This is a genomic window from Prevotella rectalis (genome assembly GCF_900607215.1).
Lineage (GTDB): Bacteria > Bacteroidota > Bacteroidia > Bacteroidales > Bacteroidaceae > Prevotella > Prevotella brunnea.
Genome location: NZ_LR027822.1, coordinates 765,343 through 786,976, shown reverse-complemented (window position 1 = coordinate 786,976; position 21,634 = coordinate 765,343). Strand labels below are relative to the sequence as shown.

Here is a 21,634-nt window from a genome sequence, read left to right as displayed (position 1 = left end):
ATTGAGAATACAAATAAACTAATCAGACAATATATACCGAAAAAGGATTCGTTTGAACATTACACAGACAAGAGAATTATGTCGATACAAAAGAAATTGAACGAAAGACCGAGAGAAAAATTAAACTTTTCTACTCCAAAGTGTGAATTCTTCAAATACGTTTTATAATTTTGCACTTGCTGGTTGACTCTGCGGTTTGAAGATTTGTATAAGTTTGTTGTTTCCTTTTAAGCAATAAATTGTGAATTTGAAGTTTTTTGTTTATCTTTGCAAAAGTAACGCGCGCGCGTGCCGATGGGTGTGTCGCGCATGGTCGTTTGGATGGCTTGCGGGAACAAACAAGCGAAGTGGAAAATTTTGCCTTGTGTGGTTTCGGCTTTTGGGGCATTTGCTTGTGTGTCATCGTGAATGAGGATGTTTCCCCATGCCATTCCGATATATTCCGAAAACAGTTTTGAACGAAACAATCGAACAATCAATCATCAATCAAAAACAAACAATAAACTTATGAACAAAAAAACTTGGATGGTCTGTGGGCTTTTCTGCCTTTCTCTCACTATGCAAGCACAGACAAAGGGTGGCGGTATCGACACGAAGATGATGCAAAAAATTACCACGGGACATAATTCCGCGGCAAATCGAGCAATCTCCAATGCCATTGCCACCAACTCTATCGACAATTTGGCTAAGAATTTCCGCAATTCGGGTGCCATTGACACACACTTCAGCGTAGAAACACCCAAACAAAACATTCACGACCAGAAAAGCTCCGGTCGCTGTTGGCTCTTCTCGGGTTTGAATGTGTTGCGTTCTAACTTCGCACACCGACATAATGACTCGCTACGTGTGGAACTGTCGCATGTTTATCTCAGTTTCCACGACCAGTTAGAGAAATCGAATCTCATGCTTCAGGGAGTGATTGACAACGCCGCAAAGCCCATGACCGACCCCATTGTGCAGTTCTTCTTCAAAAGTCCGATAGGCGATGGGGGTACTTTCTGTGGTGTGTCCGACTTGGTGGACAAGTATGGATTGGTGCCCATGGAGGTCATGCCCGAAACCTATTCTGCGGAGAACACTTCGAGAATGGCTCGCATCGTGTCTTCAAAACTGCGCGAATTTGGATTGGAACTTCGCAAGATGGTGGCTAACAAGAAATCGGCAGCTGCCATTAAGTCGCGCAAAACCGAGATGTTGGGTGAGATTTACAACATCCTCGTGCTCTCTTTGGGCGAGCCGGTGAAAACCTTTGAATATGCTTTCAAGGATAAGAACGGCAGACAGGTGGGGAAACCAAAGACCTACACGCCACAGACATTCCGCGATGAGGTGGTGGGCAGAAAACTGTCCGGCACGTTTATCATGGCGATGAACGATCCACGCAGGGAATATTACAAGACTTACGAGGTGGAATATGATCGCCATACCTACGATGGACAAAACTGGAAATACATCAACTTGCCGATGGATGACATTGCGAAGATGGCGATTGCATCGTTGAAGGATTCCACGAAGATGTATTCCAGCTACGATGTGGGCAAACAACTGGATCGCAAACGTGGCTATCTTGACTTGAATAACTATGATTATGGAACGCTCTTTGGCACCACATTCCCCATGAACAAGGCGGATCGCATCGCCACTTTCGACAGTGGTTCCACCCATGCCATGACACTTACCGCCGTTGATCTTGACGAAAGCGGTAATCCTATAAAGTGGAAAGTGGAAAACAGTTGGGGTCCGACGAATGGTCAGAATGGCTGTCTCATCATGACCAACGACTGGTTCAACGAGTATTCTTTCCGCTTGGTGGTGGATAAGAAGTATGTTCCGGCACATATCTTGAAAGCCGAGCAACAGACTCCCATCATGGTTATGCCTGATGACCCCTTGTTCCAAGAGGATAAGTAAGCGGATAAGGGCAGGTTCAGACCTTTCTTATATCATTTCTCCCTCAATTGGTTTTCCGATTGAGGGATTTCTTTTTGCCACTCACCAAGTGATGGCGTTCTTGATGTCTCATGTGGAAAACGGTTCGGATAGGCGTTTTTTGTAATGAGGAGTAAGAAAAATAGGGAAAACAGATGAGAAATAAGACGAAAATCACTACATTTGTAACAAGAATTAAATAAGAAACAGACAAATGGTTCTACCGATAATATTATTTCTCTTATTGCTGATAGCCCCCGATGTTTATCTTTGGATGGCATACATCCTGCCTTGCGAATCGGTGATGATGGATGTGGCGTGGTTCTTGCCATCAATCGCCACTGTTGCCTCGTTCGTTCTCGTGAATCGTGGCGTGTATCATAACACTTTCTTCAGGATTATGTTCGCCTTGGTGTTGTTCTTTGCCTTGCCGAAGCTCGTTTTCGTGCTGCTGCAATTCTTCTTTTCGTGGAAGACAGCGATAGTAGTGCCGGTGCTGATACAAGCTGTGTTCTTCTACGGAATCTTCTTCGGTTGGCGAAGGATAGTGGTGCGCACAGCCGTATGCGAGTCGCGGCTTCTTCCCAAGTCGTTCGATGGATATAGAATCTTGCAGTTCAGCGACCTGCATCTCGGTACGTTCCGACAAAATCCAAAGTTTATCAAGTCGTTGGTTGAAATTATTAATGAGCAGAAAGCCAACCTTATCGTGTTCACGGGCGACCTTGTGAACATCCATGCCGAGGAAGTGCGTCCCTTCCTGTCTGACCTTTCCTCGCTTTCCGCTCTCGATGGGGTGTATAGCGTAATGGGAAACCACGATTATTGTGAGTATGGAATGGACGCTGCCCGGGAAAAGAATGCTCGGAATGTGAACCATCAACTTTCAAAGGCAGAACGCAATCAGCGCGTGTTACAATATTTGGAAACAAAAATGGGTTGGAGAATGCTGATGAACGAGCATGTGAACATCTCTCGTTTGCGTCGGGAGGATGGGGTGATTAAGAGTGAATCCATTGCCATCATTGGAGTGGAAAACACCGGAACGCCACCATTCAAGGATATGGGAAACCTTCCGAAAGCAATGGAAGGACTTGTGCCCGGAACATTCAAGGTGTTGTTGAGCCATGATCCGACCCATTGGCGCCGCGAAGTGCTGAAACAAACCGATATTGCCTTAACGCTGTCCGGGCACACGCATGCCGGACAACTGAAGATAGGTAAGTTCTCGCCTGCCAAATGGGCGTACAATGAGTGGGGAGGCAAGTATGTGGAGGGCGAGAGCATGCTCTACGTGTCTCTCGGATTGGGCGGAACGGTTCCTTTCCGTTTTGGGGCATGGCCCGAAGTAAATGTCATCACGCTGAAAAGGAAAGCATAAATTTCCTTCCTTGTTGTGGTAAACGACCGCACGACTGACCCTCGAGTTTGTTTCTACGAATGAAACGATTTTCAGATAGGGGATTGGCTGCACTGAACAGCACCGTGAAATTATATTACAAAAACTGCGTTCGAGATACGCTTCCTAATCTATTGATAATCAAGACAATATTAATTGCAATTTAAAAGCTTAGCTTTTGCACTCCAATTCATGACCTTTTGCATTGCAAAAGCTTACCTTTTGGAAAGCAAAAGGTAAGCTTTTGATAGATGAATGAAGAAAATTTAGGACACTATTGAACTTTTCCCATATCGCGGGGGAAGGATTTTCGCGTTTTCAATGCCTCGGCTAAATAAAGAGAATTGGGATAAAAGAACGGACGCAGCGTGCGCCTCCTTTCCATTCGTCTTGCGAAATTGGGGTTGGCATCACTGCGTCCGTGCAGATGATTCGTGCAGAAGATTACTTGATGATTATCTTCTTTCCTTTATGAATGTAAACACCGCCTTTCACGGGGTTCGTTATCTTTACACCACTGAGCGTGTAGTAAGGTTCGTTATCGATGGTGGCTTCTGTGTTCACTTCGTCAATGCCTGTGGCATTCTTATGAACCATGACATTACCGGCAACACAATTAAAGTTGTAGTTCTTTGCTTCAGCGTTTTCAGCGTAGATGGTGTAGAGCCCGGTCTTATCCATTGCGGTTACCACATTGCCATCTTTGTCTTTAATGATGAAGGTCGGTTCTTGCGTGAGGGTACAAGTGGTCTCACCATTCTTGAGGTTGCTCAAAGTGTAGGTCGGGGTATAAGCATCGCCAAGGTTGATGGACTTGCTGTCCACGGTGAGGGTAGCATTCGCTTTCGTTACGACGAGCGTGCCGGGGACGAGTTGCAACATATCCGATTCGATGGTGCCTTTGGCTATCTTGATTTCGTATTCGCCCACTTCATCAGTTGGTTTGGCTGCACAGGTGATGGCAGGTTCGCCCACGAAGTCGTCGCCCTCGAAGCGATAACCGAACTCAGGATTTTCTTCTCCGTAGGTACGAGTTGCAGTGCGTACGTAGATGTCTGTTCCGAATGGAACGATGTTATCGTAATCCACGAAGAAGTCTTTCCATTGGTCCGCAGTCTTGTAAGCGTCCTCGGAATGGAGCGGAACATAGAGCTTGGTAATGGCTTTGTTAATGTCGGTAAAAACGCCTTCACCCAATTGACATGGTGTCTTGGCAAACACGCGAATGCTGTTGAACGCGTAGCTACCTTCAAATGCGCGACTCTCTATTTTCTGCACTGTTTCGGGTATCATAACATCAGTGATGCGCTGACAGCCGGAGAAAGCGTAAGGACGGATGGTCTTCACCTTGGAGTCCACCGTGAATTTCTTTGCCACCAACGGCAATACCTCGATGAGCTCCGTGCCGTCCTTAGAGTAGAGTACATTATCGCGCAACGTATAATCCTTGTCGGCTCCCTGTGGGATGACAATTTCGCGGATTCCGCCGAGCTTTCCGAAAGCACCATTGCCTATCTTCTTGATAGATGTGGGCAATATGAGCTTTTTCAGACTCTGACAACCGAAGAAAGCGCGTTCGGGAATTTCGTTGTTTGCCGTTGTGAGGTTGCCTTCCACGAGATAAGGCTCACCTCCTGCAATGATGTTGGCATCTTTGAGGTCGATGGTTTCAACGGCACCGTTTGTGGTGTTGCCGTTTTCATCCCTGCCGGTTAGACTGCGAAGGAACTTGAGGTCGGTGGAATTGATGGAACCCTTTACGATAAGGGATTGGAGAATGTCCCGATCGGAAGTCGTGATATTGCCTTTCAGTGTTCCCGGCGTAGCGAGCGTAACCGTAAGTTCCTTGTCTCTTGCGGGGCGGTTGGGCGCAATTCCTATAATCATGCTCTGAGCTTCTGAGAATTGGTAGTTGCTCGGATTCAGGAGGTTGATGTCGTAGTAACCCTTATCTTCGCCATTCCATCCCCAGTTTACATAGATTTTCCCCTCTTCGTTGTAACCGCAGAGCACGAAAGCATGTCCGCCGTTACTCGGGTTCTTATCGCTTGCTCCATAGAAGATGGCTCGGTGCTCACTTATTTCCTTGAAAATAAGATCCATCCATTCTACATCCTTGCCAATATAGTCGATTCTGTAAAGCAGCTGTAGGGTTTCGGGATATTTAAAGTAGGTTTTCAGTCCCGTGAAAGCCTTGCTAATGGGCGTACCGGATACATCAGAACCGTAGTCCATCTCGGAAGCGAAACCACAGTCGCGCATCAAGAGTGCTACGGCATTGGCCTCGGTCTCGCTATATGCACCCTTCTTATATACGTCAAGCATATCGTTCCATTTGTATTGGCTCTTTGAGAAATCCACGGTGAATTCCTTTTTTGACTTGTCTGCTTGAACCACGTTCAAAGTCTTTGTACCAATTCCGCTATCGGGGTACTTGTTATAATGAAGGATTTGAGCCATGGCGGTGGCTACACATCCGGTTACGGCTCTCTCACCTCCCTGATAGTTCTGTCCGGGAATGTTCCCTTTCTTTCCGGCGGGTGGACAAAGAAGGTTATAAGGCTCTTGTTGCCCCCATTCCACGTTCACGAACGATTCCACTTTCTGCGGATATTTGCTGGGATTGGGCTTGATACTCTTCAGCGATTGACCTTTGGCTACAATGTTTTTAACGGCCTTTTCGGCAGCCTGTAGATACCATCTGAAGTTTTCGTTTTGTGCGTTCGTGCTGAATTTTGTTTCCGAATAGCCTAACACTTCCGGCGCAAGGTCGTCGTTACTGATAATGGCAAATCCGCCTTCGGGAATCCCTACCACGGTAAAAGCTTCGTTCTCGGATAGTATTTGGAGTTTTGCTCCGGCTTTTACACGTGCCTTATGTTTGGCGGAACCGGCTGTCAGGGCACGTTGTGCAGCCTTGATGATGGCAGCCTTGTCTCTTGGTGCTGCATAGGTTGTTAGCGCGAAGGTGGCAAACAAGGCTATGCAAGCAATGTTTCGTATTTTGTTGTACATGATTTCTTTTTGTTTTATTTGATAACGATAGGGCAAAGTGAGCTGTTTTTGCTCACTTCGCCAATACCGTTTACTTGTTAATCATCACTTTCTTACCATTGATAATGTAAACACCGCGGTGCAAAGAGTTGAGGTCTTTCGCGTTCTTCAACACTTGTACACCGTCTAAAGTATAAACATTGTAAACTGATGTACCGTCGCTCTCAATGTTGCGAATGTCGGTTACTACTTCAATACTTACCGGTTCCGACTCCATGCCTCCCGCATAAACAGCGGTTATACTGTAAGTATGGGTTCCATCCGTGTCGGGTTGGTCGTTGAAGCTACTGTTCTTGCTGTTGCCAATCAAGATTCCATCGCGATAGATGTTGTAGCTTACCGGCGTATTGCCCTTCATGAAGGTGATATCGTCGAGCATGAACATGGTGACGGTTTTTGCCGGTGTGTTCTGACGGATGGCAAAGAAGCGCGTGTTTTCAGGCAACTCAGCCGTGAATTCCGTCCATTCACCGGTTTTTACCGTGTACGTATCGCCAATCTTCTTAAACTTAAGAATGTTTTTCGGATTGGTATCGGTGGAGTAGCGCACCTCAAAAGTCTCCGCGAAACTTCCCGAGTTCTTCGCCCAGAAGCTGATGGTCTGAGCCTTGCCGGGCAACGCCGGACTGATGAGCCAGTTGTCGGAAGCCATTGGGACGGCTTTGGAGAGGTTTGCAACCTGTAGGAATGACATGGCACACTTGTCTCCGGAATGTGTGGTAACATGTTTCTTGTACTTGTTGTCCGGGTAATCTTTCGGTTGAGCCACGATGAATGCAAACTGTTCGCGGTTGTGTGGGAACTTGAAGTTCTCACCGTCAAGCGATACGTTGTAGCCTTTGTCGGCATCGACGAGTGTCCACTCACCCATGGTTGTTGTCCAAGGATCGTAGCTCTCGAAATCTTCTGTTATTACGGGTGTCTCGATTTGCGGTTCTTCCCAGCTGATGCTTACGCTCGACTGATTGTCGGCAGATTTGGTAATGTTGGTAGGCTTTGGCATGTTTGCTTCTGCATAAGCGATGGCAGCGGTGCTGGTATTGTTGTTCTTTTCGATATCTCCCGGCGTGATTACTTCCGCTTTCACGTTAATTTGTTCCCCATTGTCGTTCAAGGAGGTCTGATAGTTCACCGGAATCACTTCCGACTCGGTAGTCTTCAGTGTCTTGGTGAGTGCGATTTGCTCCGTTTCATTATCGTTTACGAATACTGTTACAAGCGTATTAGCGGTCAAGTCGCTCTTTCCAAGGTTTGTAACTCTTACCTTGAAGTCTGCCTTATGTCCTTTGTTTACCGTGTTTGGAGCTATCAATTCCACAGCGGCATCGGTAGGCAGAGGGTCGATGAAATGAATATTGTCGATATAGACAGGAGCATCCGCCTGTTCTTCTGTTGCATCTCCGAGGATGCTGAAGCGAATATAGTTCTTCTTGGTTAGTTCTTTCGGCAGGTCGATGACAGCCTTTTGCCAGTCGGTGGCATCTGAAACAGTGCTGAAGTCCTTGATTACGATGCGCTCTGCCGCTCCGTTCATGGGCTGGGCAATGAACATTATCTTGCGTTTTGCGTTGGGAGCAGCCTTGTAATCAAATACAAGTTGAGGATTAACGGCACCACGCAGACTTACCTTTCCAAGCATAATCATAGCAGTTCCGGTTTTCTTTGGGTCGAAGCTGAGACATCCATTGTCGCCGTCTGCCGATTCTCCCTTGAGCAAGACCCATTCATCGCCATTGGCTGTTGGTATGCTTGCCATGAACATCTTGTCTTCCGCTCCGGGAGCGAAGTCGTAGTGATGTGGCATTTGGTAAGGTTTGCCCACCAGCATGGTGGTAATTTTCATGCCACCGCTACCTGATGCGTTGCGTGGAGTAACCGCCCAATAGACAATTCGCTGTGGACCCTCAAAGGTTTTGTAGTCGTCTATGGTAAATTCTGTAACACCCTTCTCGGTCTGTCCGATTTCCTCGATTTGCGTTGCCGATTTTACTTCATGGATTTGATACCATATACCCACCGGATTAATGACCCCTCCGTTTGCTGCTTTTGGAGCGTTCCATGATAGTTTAACTGAATTTAGCTGATCTGCAATGGTTATCGCGTCAAGTTTGGCTGGTTTGTCTTGTCCCACTTTGATGGTAATGGTGGCTTTCTGTCCCACGCCGTCTTCGTTATAGGCAAAGATGTCGTAAGTGTTATTGTCGTGTTGTGCATCTTTGTCGATTACGGTGTATTCCTTACCCGGAACGGCGGGTTTAATAGTTTGAACCTCGCGTTCACCTGACATTACCACAATCTTTTCGAGTGAAGTGATGGCTTCGCCCTTACGGTTCTTCGTTGGGGCGTTGAACGTGATGAATGCCTGATCCAATCCGCTTGGCTCTGTTTCACCTCTTAAGTTGGTTACCACGTCCGGTGCGGTTGGCAGCGGACCTATTTCCACCTTGAAGTTATCCATTGCAACGTAGAAAGAGCCGGCATCGGAAACCGCGTGGAAACCAAAGTTATAGTTTCCGTCTTCAGTCGGTGTGATTTCCTTTTCGTAGTGTGTAGTTTCCGAATTCTTTCCGGGATAAAGCGTAACGGGCATCAATACTTCTGTCAGTTTTTTCTCATCTTCCGAGGCATCTTTTCCCCATTTCACTTCCAGCTTTTCCTTGTAAGCTGCAGGCGTGAGGATATCATATTTCACGAAGTATGTATATCCGGCTTTCAGATGTATGGGAGGAGAGATTAACCAGCTATCGCTCTTGCCCTTTAAGCTGCTGCCGCATTTCATGTACTGACCTTCTTCATCCCATGCCCAATCGTTGTAACTCATCGCTACGTGATTGATTTTCACGAAAGAATCGCCACTTGCTTTTGTATCGAATGTCTCTTCGTAATTTGGTTCATAAGCCTTGCCGAAGTAGAACTCTTTTGTCTCGTTGTAGTCGCCCTCAACGTCGCCATTAACGGCTTCCACCAAATAATAGTAGCTGCTGTATTTTCCCGGTGTGAGATCTTCCTCGAATGAGAGCCCTGACTGCTTTTCGCTGACGAGTGTTTCCTCGTCGTTATGCACTCTGTACACGTTATAGGTAACGTTGCCCACGTAGGTTCCGTTGAGGATTTCCGTTGGAGCGTCCCATGTTAGCTTGATGTGAGCGTTGTTCTCACCACTTCTTGTCAGTTCGATGTTTTCCGGAGCGCCCAATTCAGCGAAGCCCACCCAAAGGTTTTCGGTGTATTTGGAACCTTCTCCCGCAGCGTTGGAAGTAGTAATTTTAAAGTTGTTCATTCCTGCTTCAGCCGTAACCGTTGCTTCAGCCATTGCTCCCGGATTTACGTTTCCTTCGGCAGCCTTATTGCCATTGATATAGATGGTGTAGGTCAGTGCCGTGGCAGGTAATGTTTTTCCCGCGTAGGTTGTAGTGGGTGCGGTGAATTTCACTTTACCCGTTAGCGATTCTTTGATAAACTCATAGGAAACATTCGTTACTTTGTTTGGTGCGTCATCCGCTGCATCGGCAGCCGGGATTGCCATTCCGACTATTGCATTGGGGAGTGTGCCAACTGCATTAGCCGCGCCTGTTTGAAGATTAACGGTATAGAGTTTTGATACTCCGGTGGCATCCGTTGCTGCCCAATAGAATATGCCTGAAACCGGATCAATCTCACCGGTCTGTTCGTAGTAGGTTTTGTCGGATTTCAATAAGTTTACTCCCGTTGCGCCCACGAGCGTTTCGTTACCTGTCGCCGGGTCGATCTTGTACAGGTTGCCGTCGGTTGCCACACCGTAAGCGAAATGATCTTTTCCGTAACCCAATGCCACATAACGGTTTTGGCAAGCCTTGATGGTTGTACGGCTCTGTGAGGCATAATCGATAAAGCCCCATTCCAGGTTTTTCAGATTTTCATCGAAGAATTGTCCGAACACTTTGTTGGAACTCGGGTCTTTGGCTGTTTCCGTAGCCAGCAATGACTTGTTGAAAATCATGGCAGGTTCGTCTGTAGTGGGTTTCCATGTGTCGGTGTTGTACTCGTAGAGGTCTAACATCGTGTATCCCCCAAAAGTAGATACGCTCATTCCGTAGAATTTGTTACCGATGAGCGCGCAACCTCCATTGAACTTCACTTCGAAGCCCATATTCGCGAGCGTGTTGAGGCTGATGGAGGCAGATGGGGTGAAAGATACTATCTCGCCATAGTCGTCTTTCACGAAACTACCCAATAATTCCGTTTTACGAGCCGTTAGTGTGGGGTCGTTGGGTACGGATGTTGTGGGATATACCGGCATCATGGCAGGGAAGGGAGTTGCCATGCTTTTCTCTTTTGGTATCATTTGGTTGAATAACGAAAAGTCAGCGGAACGATTGCCACGCTGTTGTGAAATTCGTTTTTGAATTTCATGCTTGCGCGTCAAATGCTTGTTCAGCCTCGACTGCCCCAACGCGGGGACGGTCATGCAGATTGCAATCAGACACGCACAGAAAAAGGTAAATCTTTTCATGTCATTGTGATTTTGTTAAAATACTATTCTTTTAAAGTTATTTTCATATTCTGTTGTCTTTTACCGGCTTGCGATGGATGCCGGCAGAACGATTGTTCGGAAACTCCTTGAGACTTGAAACTTGACTCGGTATAAGCAGTTGAGAATTTGTTTAACGCTCAAGCAAAATCCGGTTCAAGGAAGTTCCAAAGAACCAAAACAGTCTTTCGCTAAATAATTTGTCATTTCATAATAAGGTTAAAATCCAGACACCTTAGCTTAGGTCGGTGCTAAATTATACATTTTTTTTAAAACATCCAAATTATCATGGTTTTTTCTGATTAAAATTCTCCTTTTCGGAACATTGCGTGTCTAAGGATAAGGATAAAACATAAATCAGCACTCAATTTAGCCCCCAAAAATCAACTTTTATCAAGGTTGAAAGAGATGTCGATGGAAAGAGAAAAAATTTGATTTGAAAACACATTGATAATCAGATGTTTACAAACTGCTTTTCAAAAGCTTAGCTTTTACAACGCAAAAGCTTAGCTTTTGGCATGCGAAAGCTAAGCTTTTGAAAAGCAATAGCTAAGCTTTTGCAAATCAATTGCTATCTTATGGAAATCTTATCGCTTTCGGCTTGTTTCCAAATGCCCGATTTTTGGTTTACCGTACTTGCCGTGTTTTGCGTCCGGCTTGTATGCCGCGATGAAGAAAAAATGAGATTTGTGGGGCTGAATGCTCATAATCGAAAAAAAATACGTAAGTTTGCATCACATTGTACAACTATGGAGAAGACTAACAGCAAACCGGACAAAACATCGCAAGTTGTCATCCGTGTAGCAGCGCATCATCTGTCGTTTTCGATTGCCGATCCTCAAACGAAAGAGAAGATGGTCTATGAGAAATACGATCTGAACGAAGGCATCGCCATCGCTGCCAATCTGCGGGAGGCTTTCCGACATTCCACCTTGTTAAGAAGCAAGTGTAAGCGGGCGTTGTTGCTCATTGACAGTAGCGTAATGTTAGTACCTGTCGATGAGTTTCGGGAGCAAGGCGCGGAAACTCTCTACAAACACACGTTTCGGCTAAGTCGCAGCAGCGATGTGGTGAAAACCATGCTGCCCGACCTTAACGCCATGGCGGTGTTCAGCGTAAACAAAGACCTGAGATTGGTGGCAGAAGACAATTTTGAAGAAGTGGGAATACGTCCGCTCATGCAACCGGTTTGGTCGCGTCTCTACCATCGAGCTTTCGTGGGAACACGCAGAAAATTGTTTGTTTATTTTCATGACAAACAACTGGAAGTCTTCTGCTTTCAGCAAAATCGTTTCCGGTTCAGCAACGTTTATGAAGCAACGCGATTGAACAATATCCTGTATTACATTCTTTATGTTTGGAAGGAATTGGGCATGAACACCGCTTGCGATGAGCTGCTGCTTTTGGGAAACATTCCAAATCGCGAACAATTGGATGAGGAGTTGCGCAAGTTCCTGCAGCGTTGCTATGTCATCGACGATGAGACCGACTTCGCCAACGCTTCCATATCAAAGCGCAAAGACATTCCTTACGATTTAAAAGCCTTGTACTTGGAGTAGAACATCAGAACAATTGTGCGTTCCAAGCAAATCGAGACTTAGCGAAGGGAACGCAAAAAACCTCACCACACACCATGCGAATCATCACGGGAAAATATAAAGGCAGACGTTTCGACATTCCTCACACGTTCAAAGCCAGACCCACCACCGACTTTGCGAAAGAAAACATCTTCAACGTCTTGAACCAATACGTAAGCTGGGAAGACGCCACGGCACTCGATTTGTTCGCGGGTACGGGCAGCATCTCCCTCGAATTGCTCTCGCGGGGATGCAGAGAGGTGGTAAGCGTGGAGAAAGATCGCGACCACGCACGCTTCATATCGGAATGTATGGGAAAGATTGACGCACGGAACGACATTCTTATCCGTGGAGATGTGTTCAGGTTTCTCAAGAGTTGTCGCCAACAGTTCGACTTTATTTTCGCAGATCCTCCTTACGCGCTTCCCGAACTTCCTACCATCCCCGACATTGTCTTTCAAAACGAGCTGCTGAACGAGGACGGCATCTTTGTTTTTGAACATGGGAAACAATACGATTTTGCGGAACATCCTCATTTTTTTGAACACAGGAGTTACGGAAGCGTGAACTTTACGTTGTTTCGGAAGATGAAACTATAGCAGCGGACTTAGCAAACGCACTAAAGACTCCCACAAGCGTTGCAGGAAAGAACGATGTGTGATGTCCTTTAGCTCCTCTAAAGGAACACTATGGGCTTCATCCTTATAAAACAATTGTTTCACTTTCAGTGCCATTCGTTCATCGTAGAAGAAAACATTTGCCTCGAAATTATTTTCAAAACTCCGAAAATCAACATTACTGGAGCCGATGGAACACAGGCTGTCGTCGCTGACGAGTAGCTTGGAATGATTAAATCCGGTCTTATAGAGCATTACTCTCACTCCGGCTCTCACCGCCTCCATGACGTAAGTCCGGGAAGCCCATTCCACAATCTTCGTGTCGGTTTTCAAAGGAATCATCAAGCGCACGTCAATTCCCGATACAGCAGCGGTTCTCATGGCAAAGAGGATTGGCTCGGTGGGTAGGAAATAAGGCGTTTCCATATAGACGTAAGTCCTCGCGTTCAAGAGAATTTTCACATATCCTTGCTCTATCTCCGGCCATTGGCTGGTGGGACTGCTCGTTACTATTTGTGCCAAGCAGTCGTTCGGCTCAACACGTGTGTTGGGATAGTATTTCCTATCCGTAATAAGGGTTCGGTCCACATAGAACCAGTCGATGAGAAATGCACGCTGCAAGCCATATACCACTGCTCCAGAAATCTTTACATGCGTGTCGCGCCATGGTTGTTTGCCGCTTCCTTGTATGTAGCGGTCGGCAATATTCATCCCACCGATAAACCCCACCGTTCCATCAATTACGCATATCTTGCGGTGATTGCGATAATTCACTTTCCTTGTGAAGAGCGGAAAACGAACGGGCATGAACGGATGTACCTCGATTCCTTCCTCTCTCATCCGCTCGAAGAAACTATCCTTCGTTTTCCAAGAGCCGACATCATCGTAGAGAAAGCGTACTTCCACCCCCTCTCGGGCACGAGCTATCAGCGCATCAGCCACAAGATGCCCCGTGGCATCGTCCGTCATGATGTATGTAATGATGTGGATGTGATGCTTTGCTTTCGCGATGGCTTGGAGAAGAGCCGGGAAAAACTCATAACCGGATTCGTAAATCTCAGTTTCATTGTTCTTGAACGGCAATGCCCAGTTTTGGTTTACGAAGAGTCCTATCAATTCCCGGTGCCGATTGGGTAGTCGAAGGTTTCTCTGCTCCACGAATTCGAGCATGGAACGTTTCGTGAGTTGATCGAGACTGTTCTGCCAAATATGCTTTTCCTTGCGTGTTCGTTGCCCGAAGAAGAAGTAAAGAACTATGCCCGCCAATGGCATGAACACAAGTATCAATGCCCACGCCATAGTCTTTGCCGGCTGACGGTGTTCCATCAGGACGGTAACCAGCGCGACTAAAGCCACAATCGTGTAGGCAACTAGGACTATCCAATGGATGTATATCATTTGTTCTATTTCTTTTTGGCGCGTATTTGCTGTAAATAAGCCAGCTCTTTCAATGCGAAATCGTAACTGTAAGGGTCGTGGAGCATGGTGTTTAGCAGACTTTCTGCTTCGTCATGTCTTTCCTGCTCTATCAAGATGTATGCCTTCCGCCGGTGCAGAAAAGAGAGAAAAGTCTGTATATGTTCTTCGGGTGGCTCATTATCGTTGGCGTTCTCATAATTTTTGCTTACGTCTCGAATGACATTATCAATGAAAGGTAAAGCTCGGAAGTCGCGCAAGTTTATCATGCAGTTGATGTATTCCTCCGTATGAATAATCCGATTCTGAAAGATAGTGAGTGTAAGATAATAGAAAGCTCTTTGGTACTGTTTCAACTCATTATGACAGAATCCCAGCATGTAACAGATATCGAAGAAACTTTCCCATTGTCGCACCGTCAATTCGTGGCGTTCCTCCTTGAGCAGAGAGAAAGCGTTTTCCAAATGCAGAATGGCTTCAAAGAAATTTCCTTGCAAATAGAGTTGTTTCCCTCTGTATGCATACTTCGCGGCATGAGGAGAAGCAATTTCGTTAATCAGTTTTTGCTCCTCATTCAGTGAGTCGGTATCTTCCTTTTTTGTTCTGTCTTTGGCATCTTGCCACATGTAATTGAACTCATCGGTTCGTTGTTTCTCCGTTCTTAAATCAAATCCCATCACTGCCGTTACAGTCATTGGCTTCAAGAAGTTGGTCGTTTCATTAAAATTACTTTCGAGCGGCGATGGCATCAGTGTGGAAGTAACTCTGTAACACAATGCGTCTTGCGTGCTTTCTGCCTGCTCAACGAAGATGGTCATATATCTGTTTTGTTCCGATTCCAAAGGATTGACGAACGAGAGCGTCATGGTTGCCGTCTTTCTTGTGAACGCTTGATTGGCAATCAACAAGGAAGCGATTTCAAAATTCTCTATTTCCGCTCTTTCAGTCATTGTGTTCATCTTATCGGTGAAGATGGATAAATGAGTCGGAACAAAGTCAAAGCAGCCGTAAGCCTTATCCATCCATTGTTTCAAGGTTAGCACCTTTGTTTCGTTGGGTTGCCATTTTTCCATCGGCTTCTCGTGCATTGCTTCGTGTTCGCGCAGCAGGAAGAACTCGCGAGTAATCTGTGAGGTTATCAACTCCATGTCTTTCCCCTTATACTCCTTGTTACGGTTTATCAATATGTCAAGTTCTACGAGGAAATGGTTTCTGCCTTTGAAGAGTTCGTCCAAAGAACGTGCCAAAATCATGCTTTCAGCACCGGCGAATAACAAGAAGTTGTAATGCAAATCCACTTCCACTTCATCGATTCTTTCGTTGAGCCGGTAAGTGAAATGCAGTCCGTTGGATATCGAGTTGTATTGATTGCATAGTTGTCTGACATTGTTTAATTCCGGCATCGGGGCGGCAGCCATACCATAAATCGATAATTGTATGTTGCTAATGCCCATCTTTGCCACTATGACAAAGTGTTCGCCCTGATAAGTAAGATGCATAACATCGTTATTCCCTTGCTTTTCCCAGTCATTATCACAGCCAAGTTCTTTCAAGCCTTTGCTTACCAGCTGTTTATTGACAGCCGGAGATAATCCGGAAAGTGGGGTTTCGCATCTGAAAAGGTCTTTTATTCTTTCTATCATACTACTATGTCGTTTCCCAACCTTTTTGCCATTACGTTGCGCATCTCCTGTAATCGTTTTATCTCGGCCATGAGTTCCATCATTTTGCTCATGTCTTTTTCCTGCGAAAGTCTCGCTTGTAAATCCTTTAAATGGCTCTTTACGTAATCCAAGCGAAAATCCAAAACAAGATGAACGACCCTATCTTTCAAATCGATTTCTCGTTCTTTCACTTGCATGCTCTCGGAAAGTTGAAATTCATCCACGCTCAATTTCACTGCTAAGGTAGAGATGAGAATATCGGGATGATGCGTAAAATATTCCTCTGTCTTAAATTCGGAATCGTTGCCATGCTCGACTGCCTCGCGAAGAATTTGCATTGATAGCGGATTGTCGAACGACAAGTTATCCAATCCCAAGTCGTAAGCGATGTATTGTGCCACATTCAGATTGATGGTCTCTCCCGTTTCCTCGTTTTGTATATCACGAAAAATGATTTTATTGCCATCCCTTACGATTGCCTGAACAAGCAAAGTCTCCACCTTTGAGATTTGATGCGATGGAGTAGGTGCTGACTGTTCGAGGGCAAAATTGGGAGTTTCTTTCCTCTCCGTTTTCCATTGTTCTTCTTTTCGCTTCTGTTCCTTGTTATTATAGATGTAGCGATTCATCTGGATGATGAGCGTTTGTTCCTTCATTCCGGTGCGATGCGCGCATTCTCTGAGATAAGTATCGCGCAGGATGGGGTCTTTTATGACGGCTATACTTTGAACGATGGAGCTTACAGCTTCGGAACGCTTTACGGGATCGGTAACGCCTTTGAGGAGAATGTTAATCTTGAAGACGATAAAGTCGGTCTGATTTCCCTCAATGTATTTACGAAATTCCTCCGCGGAGAGTTTCTTTGCCATCTCGTCCGGATCTTTCCCATCGGGAAGCAGGAGCACTTTCACGTTCATGCCCTCCGAAAGCAGCATGTCCGTACCGCGAAGTGCAGCGTGTTGTCCTGCCTCATCGCCATCATAGAGTAGCACGATGTTGGAGGTGAATCTTCTTAGCAGTTTTATTTGGTAAGTAGAGAGCGCGGTTCCGCTGTTTGCCACAACGTTTTCAATGCCACATTGGTGCATTGATACCACATCGGTGTATCCTTCCACCATATATACAAGGTCTAATTTCGCGATGGTTTTCTTTGCTTGGAAGATGCCATAGAGTTCTCGTTCCTTGTGATAAATCTCGCTATCGGGCGAGTTTACATATTTCTGTGTTACACCTTTTGTCCTTGAGTCCAACAGTCGTCCGCCAAAAGCGGTTACTTTTCCACTTACGCTCATCCATGGGAAGATGACGCGTCCATTGAAGCGGTCGAAAATCTCTCCGTTGTCGCGTTCAAAACACAATCCCGTCTTGACAAGATATTCTTTCCGGTAGCCTGCTTGCAGAGCTGCCGAAGAAAAACTCTGCCGTCCCGAAAGGCAAAAGCCCAATCTAAACTTCTCTATGATGTCATCGCGAAAGCCTCTGTCTCGAAAGTATCGCAGTCCGATGGCCTTTCCGTCCGCATGATTCTTTAGTGTTTCGTGGAAATAGTCTGCAGCCCACTCATTGACAAGGAACATTGACTCGCGCTCGTTCTCAAGTTGTTTCTCCTCAGAGGTAAGTTCGCGTTCTTTCACTTCAATGCCATATTTCCTTGCCAGCCATTTCAATGCCTCCGGATAAGTCATCTGTTCATGCTTCATGATGAAGTTTACCACGTTCCCCGCCTCGCCGCAAGCGAAACATTTATAGACCCCCTTCACCGGACTTACCGAGAACGATGGGGTTCGGTCATCATGAAAGGGGCACAAGCCCTTGAAGCTTGTTCCTGCCTTACGAAGCGAAACAAATTCGGAAATCACATCGACAATGTTTGCCGCGTCCATGATTCTGTCCACTGTGGGTCTGTCGATCATCTGTTATCTCTCGTTCGTTAAAGAAAAAAATCATTGAGGTGTAGTTCTGCAAAGATAGCAAATTATCCTCATAATCAGATAAGATTTATTTTATTTCCCATGTAATAAGCGAAAAGAGAGGGGAGAATTTCCATACGGATTTCCCACCTCTTTCCTCAATCTCACAAGAGACGAGTTATCCGTAGATAATCTTTCCGTTCTCGTCCTTGTATTCGTCCAATCCCTTTTCGTAAGTCGCCATGGCGCGCAGGCTCATGCCTACATTCGAGAAGCCTCCGTCGTGATAAAGGTTCTGCATCGTTACCTTCTTTGTCAAGTCGGAGAACATTACCATGCAATAGTCGGCGCACTCATCAGCGGTGGCATTCCCCAGTGGCGACATGCGGTCGGCAAAGTCGTAGAGCTTGTTCATGCCTTTTACGCCCTGACCGGCTGTGGTCATGGTGGGCGACTGCGAGATGGTGTTGATGCGCACATGGTGCTCGCGACCGTAGATATAACCGAAGCTACGTGCGATGCTCTCCAGCAACGCCTTTGCATCGGCCATGTCGTTGTAGCCGAAGAATGTGCGTTGAGCCGCCACGTAGGTCAGTGCCACTATGGAGCCATATTCGTTTATGGCATCCAACTTCTTGGCACTCTGTATCATTTTGTGGAACGACACGGCGGAAACATCGAGCGTCGTGGAGAGCATGTTGTAGTCAAGGTCGTCATAAGTGCGATGTTTGCGCACGTTGGGAGACATACCGATGGAGTGTAACACGAAATCAATTTTCCCTCCCAGCACCTCCATGGAACGTTTGAAAACGTTTTCCAAGTCTTCCACGCTCGTGGCATCAGCGGGAATGACCTCACAATTCAATTTCTCGGAGAGTGCGTTCACCGTTCCCATCCTAACCGCCACGGGTGTGTTGGAAAGCGTGATGGTGGCACCTTCTTCCACGGCGCGTTCCGCTACTTTCCACGCGATGGATTTCTCGTTGAGTGCACCGAAAACGATGCCTCTTTTTCCTGTTAATAAGTTATTGCTCATAAGTTTTCAATCCTTAATAAGGCTGTAAATTTACGCAAAAAAGTTGAGTAAAGCTGTTTATAATTGTTAAAATGGGCAAAAACACGCTCAATGGTTGCGTAGAAAAGTGGAACTCCTTTTGACGTGAACAGGTCTTTTCTCCACGTCATGAAATTTCTTGAACGGCATCGGTTCAGTGCTTCTTGTCAGGATTTTTCACAACCGTGTTTCAAAAGCTTAGCTATTGCACGCCAAAAGCTAAGCTTTTGGAACGTAAAAGCTAAGCTTTTGGCGTGCAATAGGTCAGCTTTTGGAGACGAAAAAGCAGGGCGTTGATTATCAGTCGTTTATAGAGATGGGGATGGAAACTGAAATGTAAGGTTTATTTACTTCCCTTTAAAGCTATCGATAACCTATGTTTCGGCAAGATTGAAACCTTGCTTCAACCCACTATTCATTATCCACGCAACATGAGGTCAGGTTCGATTCTTATCCCATAATCATGTCATTGTGAACCAGCAAAAACAGCATTAAGCGACTATTCTCCGTAATTTATTTGTCAGTTATACAAAAAAAACGTACTTTTGCTTTCAAATATTCTGATGAGCACAAAACAGAAACAACACATTATATAATTATGAGTTTGAAAATTGTAGTACTTGCCAAGCAGGTACCTGACACAAGAAACGTGGGTAAAGATGCCATGACGGCAGAGGGAACGGTAAATCGCTCCGCATTACCCGCCATTTTCAACCCGGAAGACCTGAATGCGCTTGAGCAGGCTCTCCGACTGAAAGAACAACGCTCCGGAACCACGGTGGGGGTACTAACCATGGGACCTCCGCGTGCAGGCGAAATCATTCGGCAGGGACTGTATCGAGGAGCCGATACCGGATGGTTGCTCACCGATCGCAAGTTTGCCGGCGCAGACACACTGGCAACATCATACGCTTTGGCAACCGCCATCCGTAAAATTGGCAATGTGGATATTATCATAGGTGGGCGACAGGCCATCGATGGCGACACGGCACAGGTGGGACCACAGGTGGCGCAAAAGCTGGGACTTAACCAAGTAACTTATGCGGAAGAGATTATTAAGATGGAAGATGGAAAGGCTACCATCCGTCGCTGCATAGATGGAGGTGTGGAAACCGTTGAGGCTCCGCTGCCCGTGCTGATTACGGTGAATGGAACGGCAGCACCGGCACGCCCCTGCAATGCCAAACTCGTGATGAAATACAAGTATGCCACCTGCCCGATGGAACGTAAAGGGAATGAGGCGTGGAGCGAACTTTATGAGGAACGTCCCTACCTGACATTAAAACAGTGGTCGGTGGCAGATGTGGATGGAGATGAGGCACAATGTGGGCTTTCCGGCTCGCCGACAAAGGTGAAAGCAGTGCAAAACATTGCTTTCCAAGCCAAGGAAAGTAAAACACTCACCGCCGCGGACGAGGACATCGAGGGATTGATAAAGGAATTGTTGGATGAGAAGATAATCGGATAAGATGAATAACGTATTTGTATATTGCGAAATAGAAGAAACTACCGTTCAGGAGGTTTCACAAGAGTTGCTTACCAAAGGACGTAAGCTCGCCAATCAATTAGGAGTGGAACTTCATGCCGTTGTGGCAGGCTCCGGCATAAAGGGAAAGGTGGAAGAACAAATCTTACCTTACGGAGTGGATAAACTTTTCGTGTTCGATGGTGAGGGACTCTTCCCTTACACTTCCGCTCCACATACCGATATCCTCGTAAAACTGTTCCAAGAGGAGCAACCGCAAATAGCCTTGATGGGCGCAACGGTCATCGGACGCGACCTCGGACCACGCGTGTCGTCATCGCTGACTTCGGGATTGACTGCTGACTGCACACAACTCGAAATCGGAGAATACGACGATAAGAAGACGGGAAAGCACTATGACAACATCCTTTATCAAATTCGACCGGCATTCGGCGGTAATATCGTTGCCACAATCGTAAATCCCGACCATCGTCCGCAGATGGCAACGGTGCGATCGGGAGTGATGCAAAAAGCTGTTTACGAAGGAAAGGCAAAGAACGAGGTAGTCTATCCGAAAGTGGCTGAATATGTTTCGGAAGCGGCTTACGCGGTGAAGGTAATCGAACGACACGTGGAAGCGGCGGGAAACAATCTCAAAGGTGCTCCGATAGTCGTGGCAGGAGGTTACGGAGTGGGATCGAAAGAAAACTTTGAACTGCTCTTCCAACTGGCAAAAGAACTGCATGCGGAGGTGGGAGCTTCGCGCGCGGCAGTGGATGCCGGACTCATCCCGGACAACCGACAAGTGGGGCAGACGGGAGTAACGGTGCATCCGAAGGTTTACATCGCCTGTGGCATATCGGGACAAATCCAACACATCGCGGGAATGCAGGATTCGGGCATCATCATCTCCATTAACAGCGACCCGGACGCACCCATAAACAAAATCGCTGATTATGTCATCAATGGCAAAGTGGAGGAAGTGGTACCGAAGCTGATAAAGTATTACAAGAAAAACAGTAAATAATAAAGGCAACAC

General features: G+C 46.3%; 12 protein-coding genes and 1 pseudogene. 7 read left to right on the top strand and 6 right to left on the bottom strand.

What is annotated here, in order from left to right:
• The 3 genes and pseudogenes from E0E16_RS14685 to E0E16_RS11560 all read left to right on the top strand — a co-directional run.
• Positions 1-168: pseudogene (locus E0E16_RS14685) on the top strand (IS30 family transposase); the annotation flags it as partial.
• A 339-nt stretch (positions 169-507) separates the two neighbouring features.
• Positions 508-1,911 carry a C1 family peptidase gene (locus E0E16_RS11565; RefSeq protein WP_130830411.1) on the top strand — a complete coding sequence of 468 codons (1,404 nt, stop codon included), beginning with the start codon at positions 508-510 and terminating at the stop codon, positions 1,909-1,911.
• 232 nt (positions 1,912-2,143) lie between these two features.
• Positions 2,144-3,310: a metallophosphoesterase gene (locus E0E16_RS11560; protein WP_181951342.1), complete on the top strand. Its 1,167-nt coding sequence runs from the start codon at positions 2,144-2,146 to the stop codon at positions 3,308-3,310.
• A gap of 462 nt (positions 3,311-3,772) precedes the next feature.
• Here the strand turns inward: E0E16_RS11560 and E0E16_RS11555 are convergent, their stop codons facing one another.
• The gene (locus E0E16_RS11555) at positions 3,773-6,343 is read right to left on the bottom strand and encodes a C10 family peptidase (RefSeq protein WP_130830410.1); all 2,571 of its coding nucleotides are present in this window, start codon (positions 6,341-6,343) and stop codon (positions 3,773-3,775) included.
• Between the two features lie 70 nt (positions 6,344-6,413).
• Positions 6,414-10,874 carry a choice-of-anchor J domain-containing protein gene (locus E0E16_RS11550; RefSeq protein WP_130830409.1) on the bottom strand — a complete coding sequence of 1,487 codons (4,461 nt, stop codon included), beginning with the start codon at positions 10,872-10,874 and terminating at the stop codon, positions 6,414-6,416.
• 767 nt (positions 10,875-11,641) lie between these two features.
• Between E0E16_RS11550 and E0E16_RS11545 the strand changes: the two genes are divergently transcribed.
• Positions 11,642-12,451, top strand: a complete 810-nt coding sequence (locus tag E0E16_RS11545; protein ID WP_130830408.1) for a DUF3822 family protein — start codon at positions 11,642-11,644, stop codon at positions 12,449-12,451.
• A 74-nt stretch (positions 12,452-12,525) separates the two neighbouring features.
• Complete coding sequence (locus tag E0E16_RS11540) at positions 12,526-13,068, top strand: RsmD family RNA methyltransferase (RefSeq protein WP_130830407.1); 543 nt, start codon at positions 12,526-12,528, stop codon at positions 13,066-13,068.
• On the opposite strand, the gene cls is transcribed toward E0E16_RS11540, so the two are convergent.
• From cls to E0E16_RS11520, 4 genes are all read right to left on the bottom strand, one after another.
• On the bottom strand, positions 13,063-14,484 hold the full coding sequence (gene cls, locus E0E16_RS11535) for a cardiolipin synthase (RefSeq protein WP_130830406.1): 1,422 nt from the start codon (positions 14,482-14,484) through the stop codon (positions 13,063-13,065). The genes E0E16_RS11540 and cls overlap by 6 nt on opposite strands.
• 5 nt (positions 14,485-14,489) lie before the next feature.
• The gene (locus tag E0E16_RS11530; RefSeq protein WP_130830405.1) at positions 14,490-16,145 is read right to left on the bottom strand and encodes a hypothetical protein; all 1,656 of its coding nucleotides are present in this window, start codon (positions 16,143-16,145) and stop codon (positions 14,490-14,492) included.
• Entirely contained in the window at positions 16,142-18,079 is a 1,938-nt protein-coding gene (dnaG, locus tag E0E16_RS11525) for a DNA primase (RefSeq protein WP_130830404.1), read from the bottom strand. The genes E0E16_RS11530 and dnaG overlap by 4 nt, the downstream gene beginning before the upstream one ends.
• 175 nt (positions 18,080-18,254) lie before the next feature.
• Positions 18,255-19,112 carry an enoyl-ACP reductase FabI gene (locus E0E16_RS11520; RefSeq protein ID WP_130830403.1) on the bottom strand — a complete coding sequence of 286 codons (858 nt, stop codon included), beginning with the start codon at positions 19,110-19,112 and terminating at the stop codon, positions 18,255-18,257.
• Positions 19,113-19,728: 616 nt separating this feature from the next.
• Here E0E16_RS11520 and E0E16_RS11515 point away from each other — a divergent pair.
• Both E0E16_RS11515 and E0E16_RS11510 read left to right on the top strand, forming a co-directional pair.
• Entirely contained in the window at positions 19,729-20,598 is an 870-nt protein-coding gene (locus E0E16_RS11515; RefSeq protein ID WP_130830402.1) for an electron transfer flavoprotein subunit beta/FixA family protein, read from the top strand.
• Between the two features lies 1 nt (position 20,599).
• The gene (locus tag E0E16_RS11510; RefSeq protein ID WP_130830401.1) at positions 20,600-21,622 is read left to right on the top strand and encodes an electron transfer flavoprotein subunit alpha/FixB family protein; all 1,023 of its coding nucleotides are present in this window, start codon (positions 20,600-20,602) and stop codon (positions 21,620-21,622) included.
• The last annotated feature ends 12 nt before the right edge of the window (positions 21,623-21,634 follow it).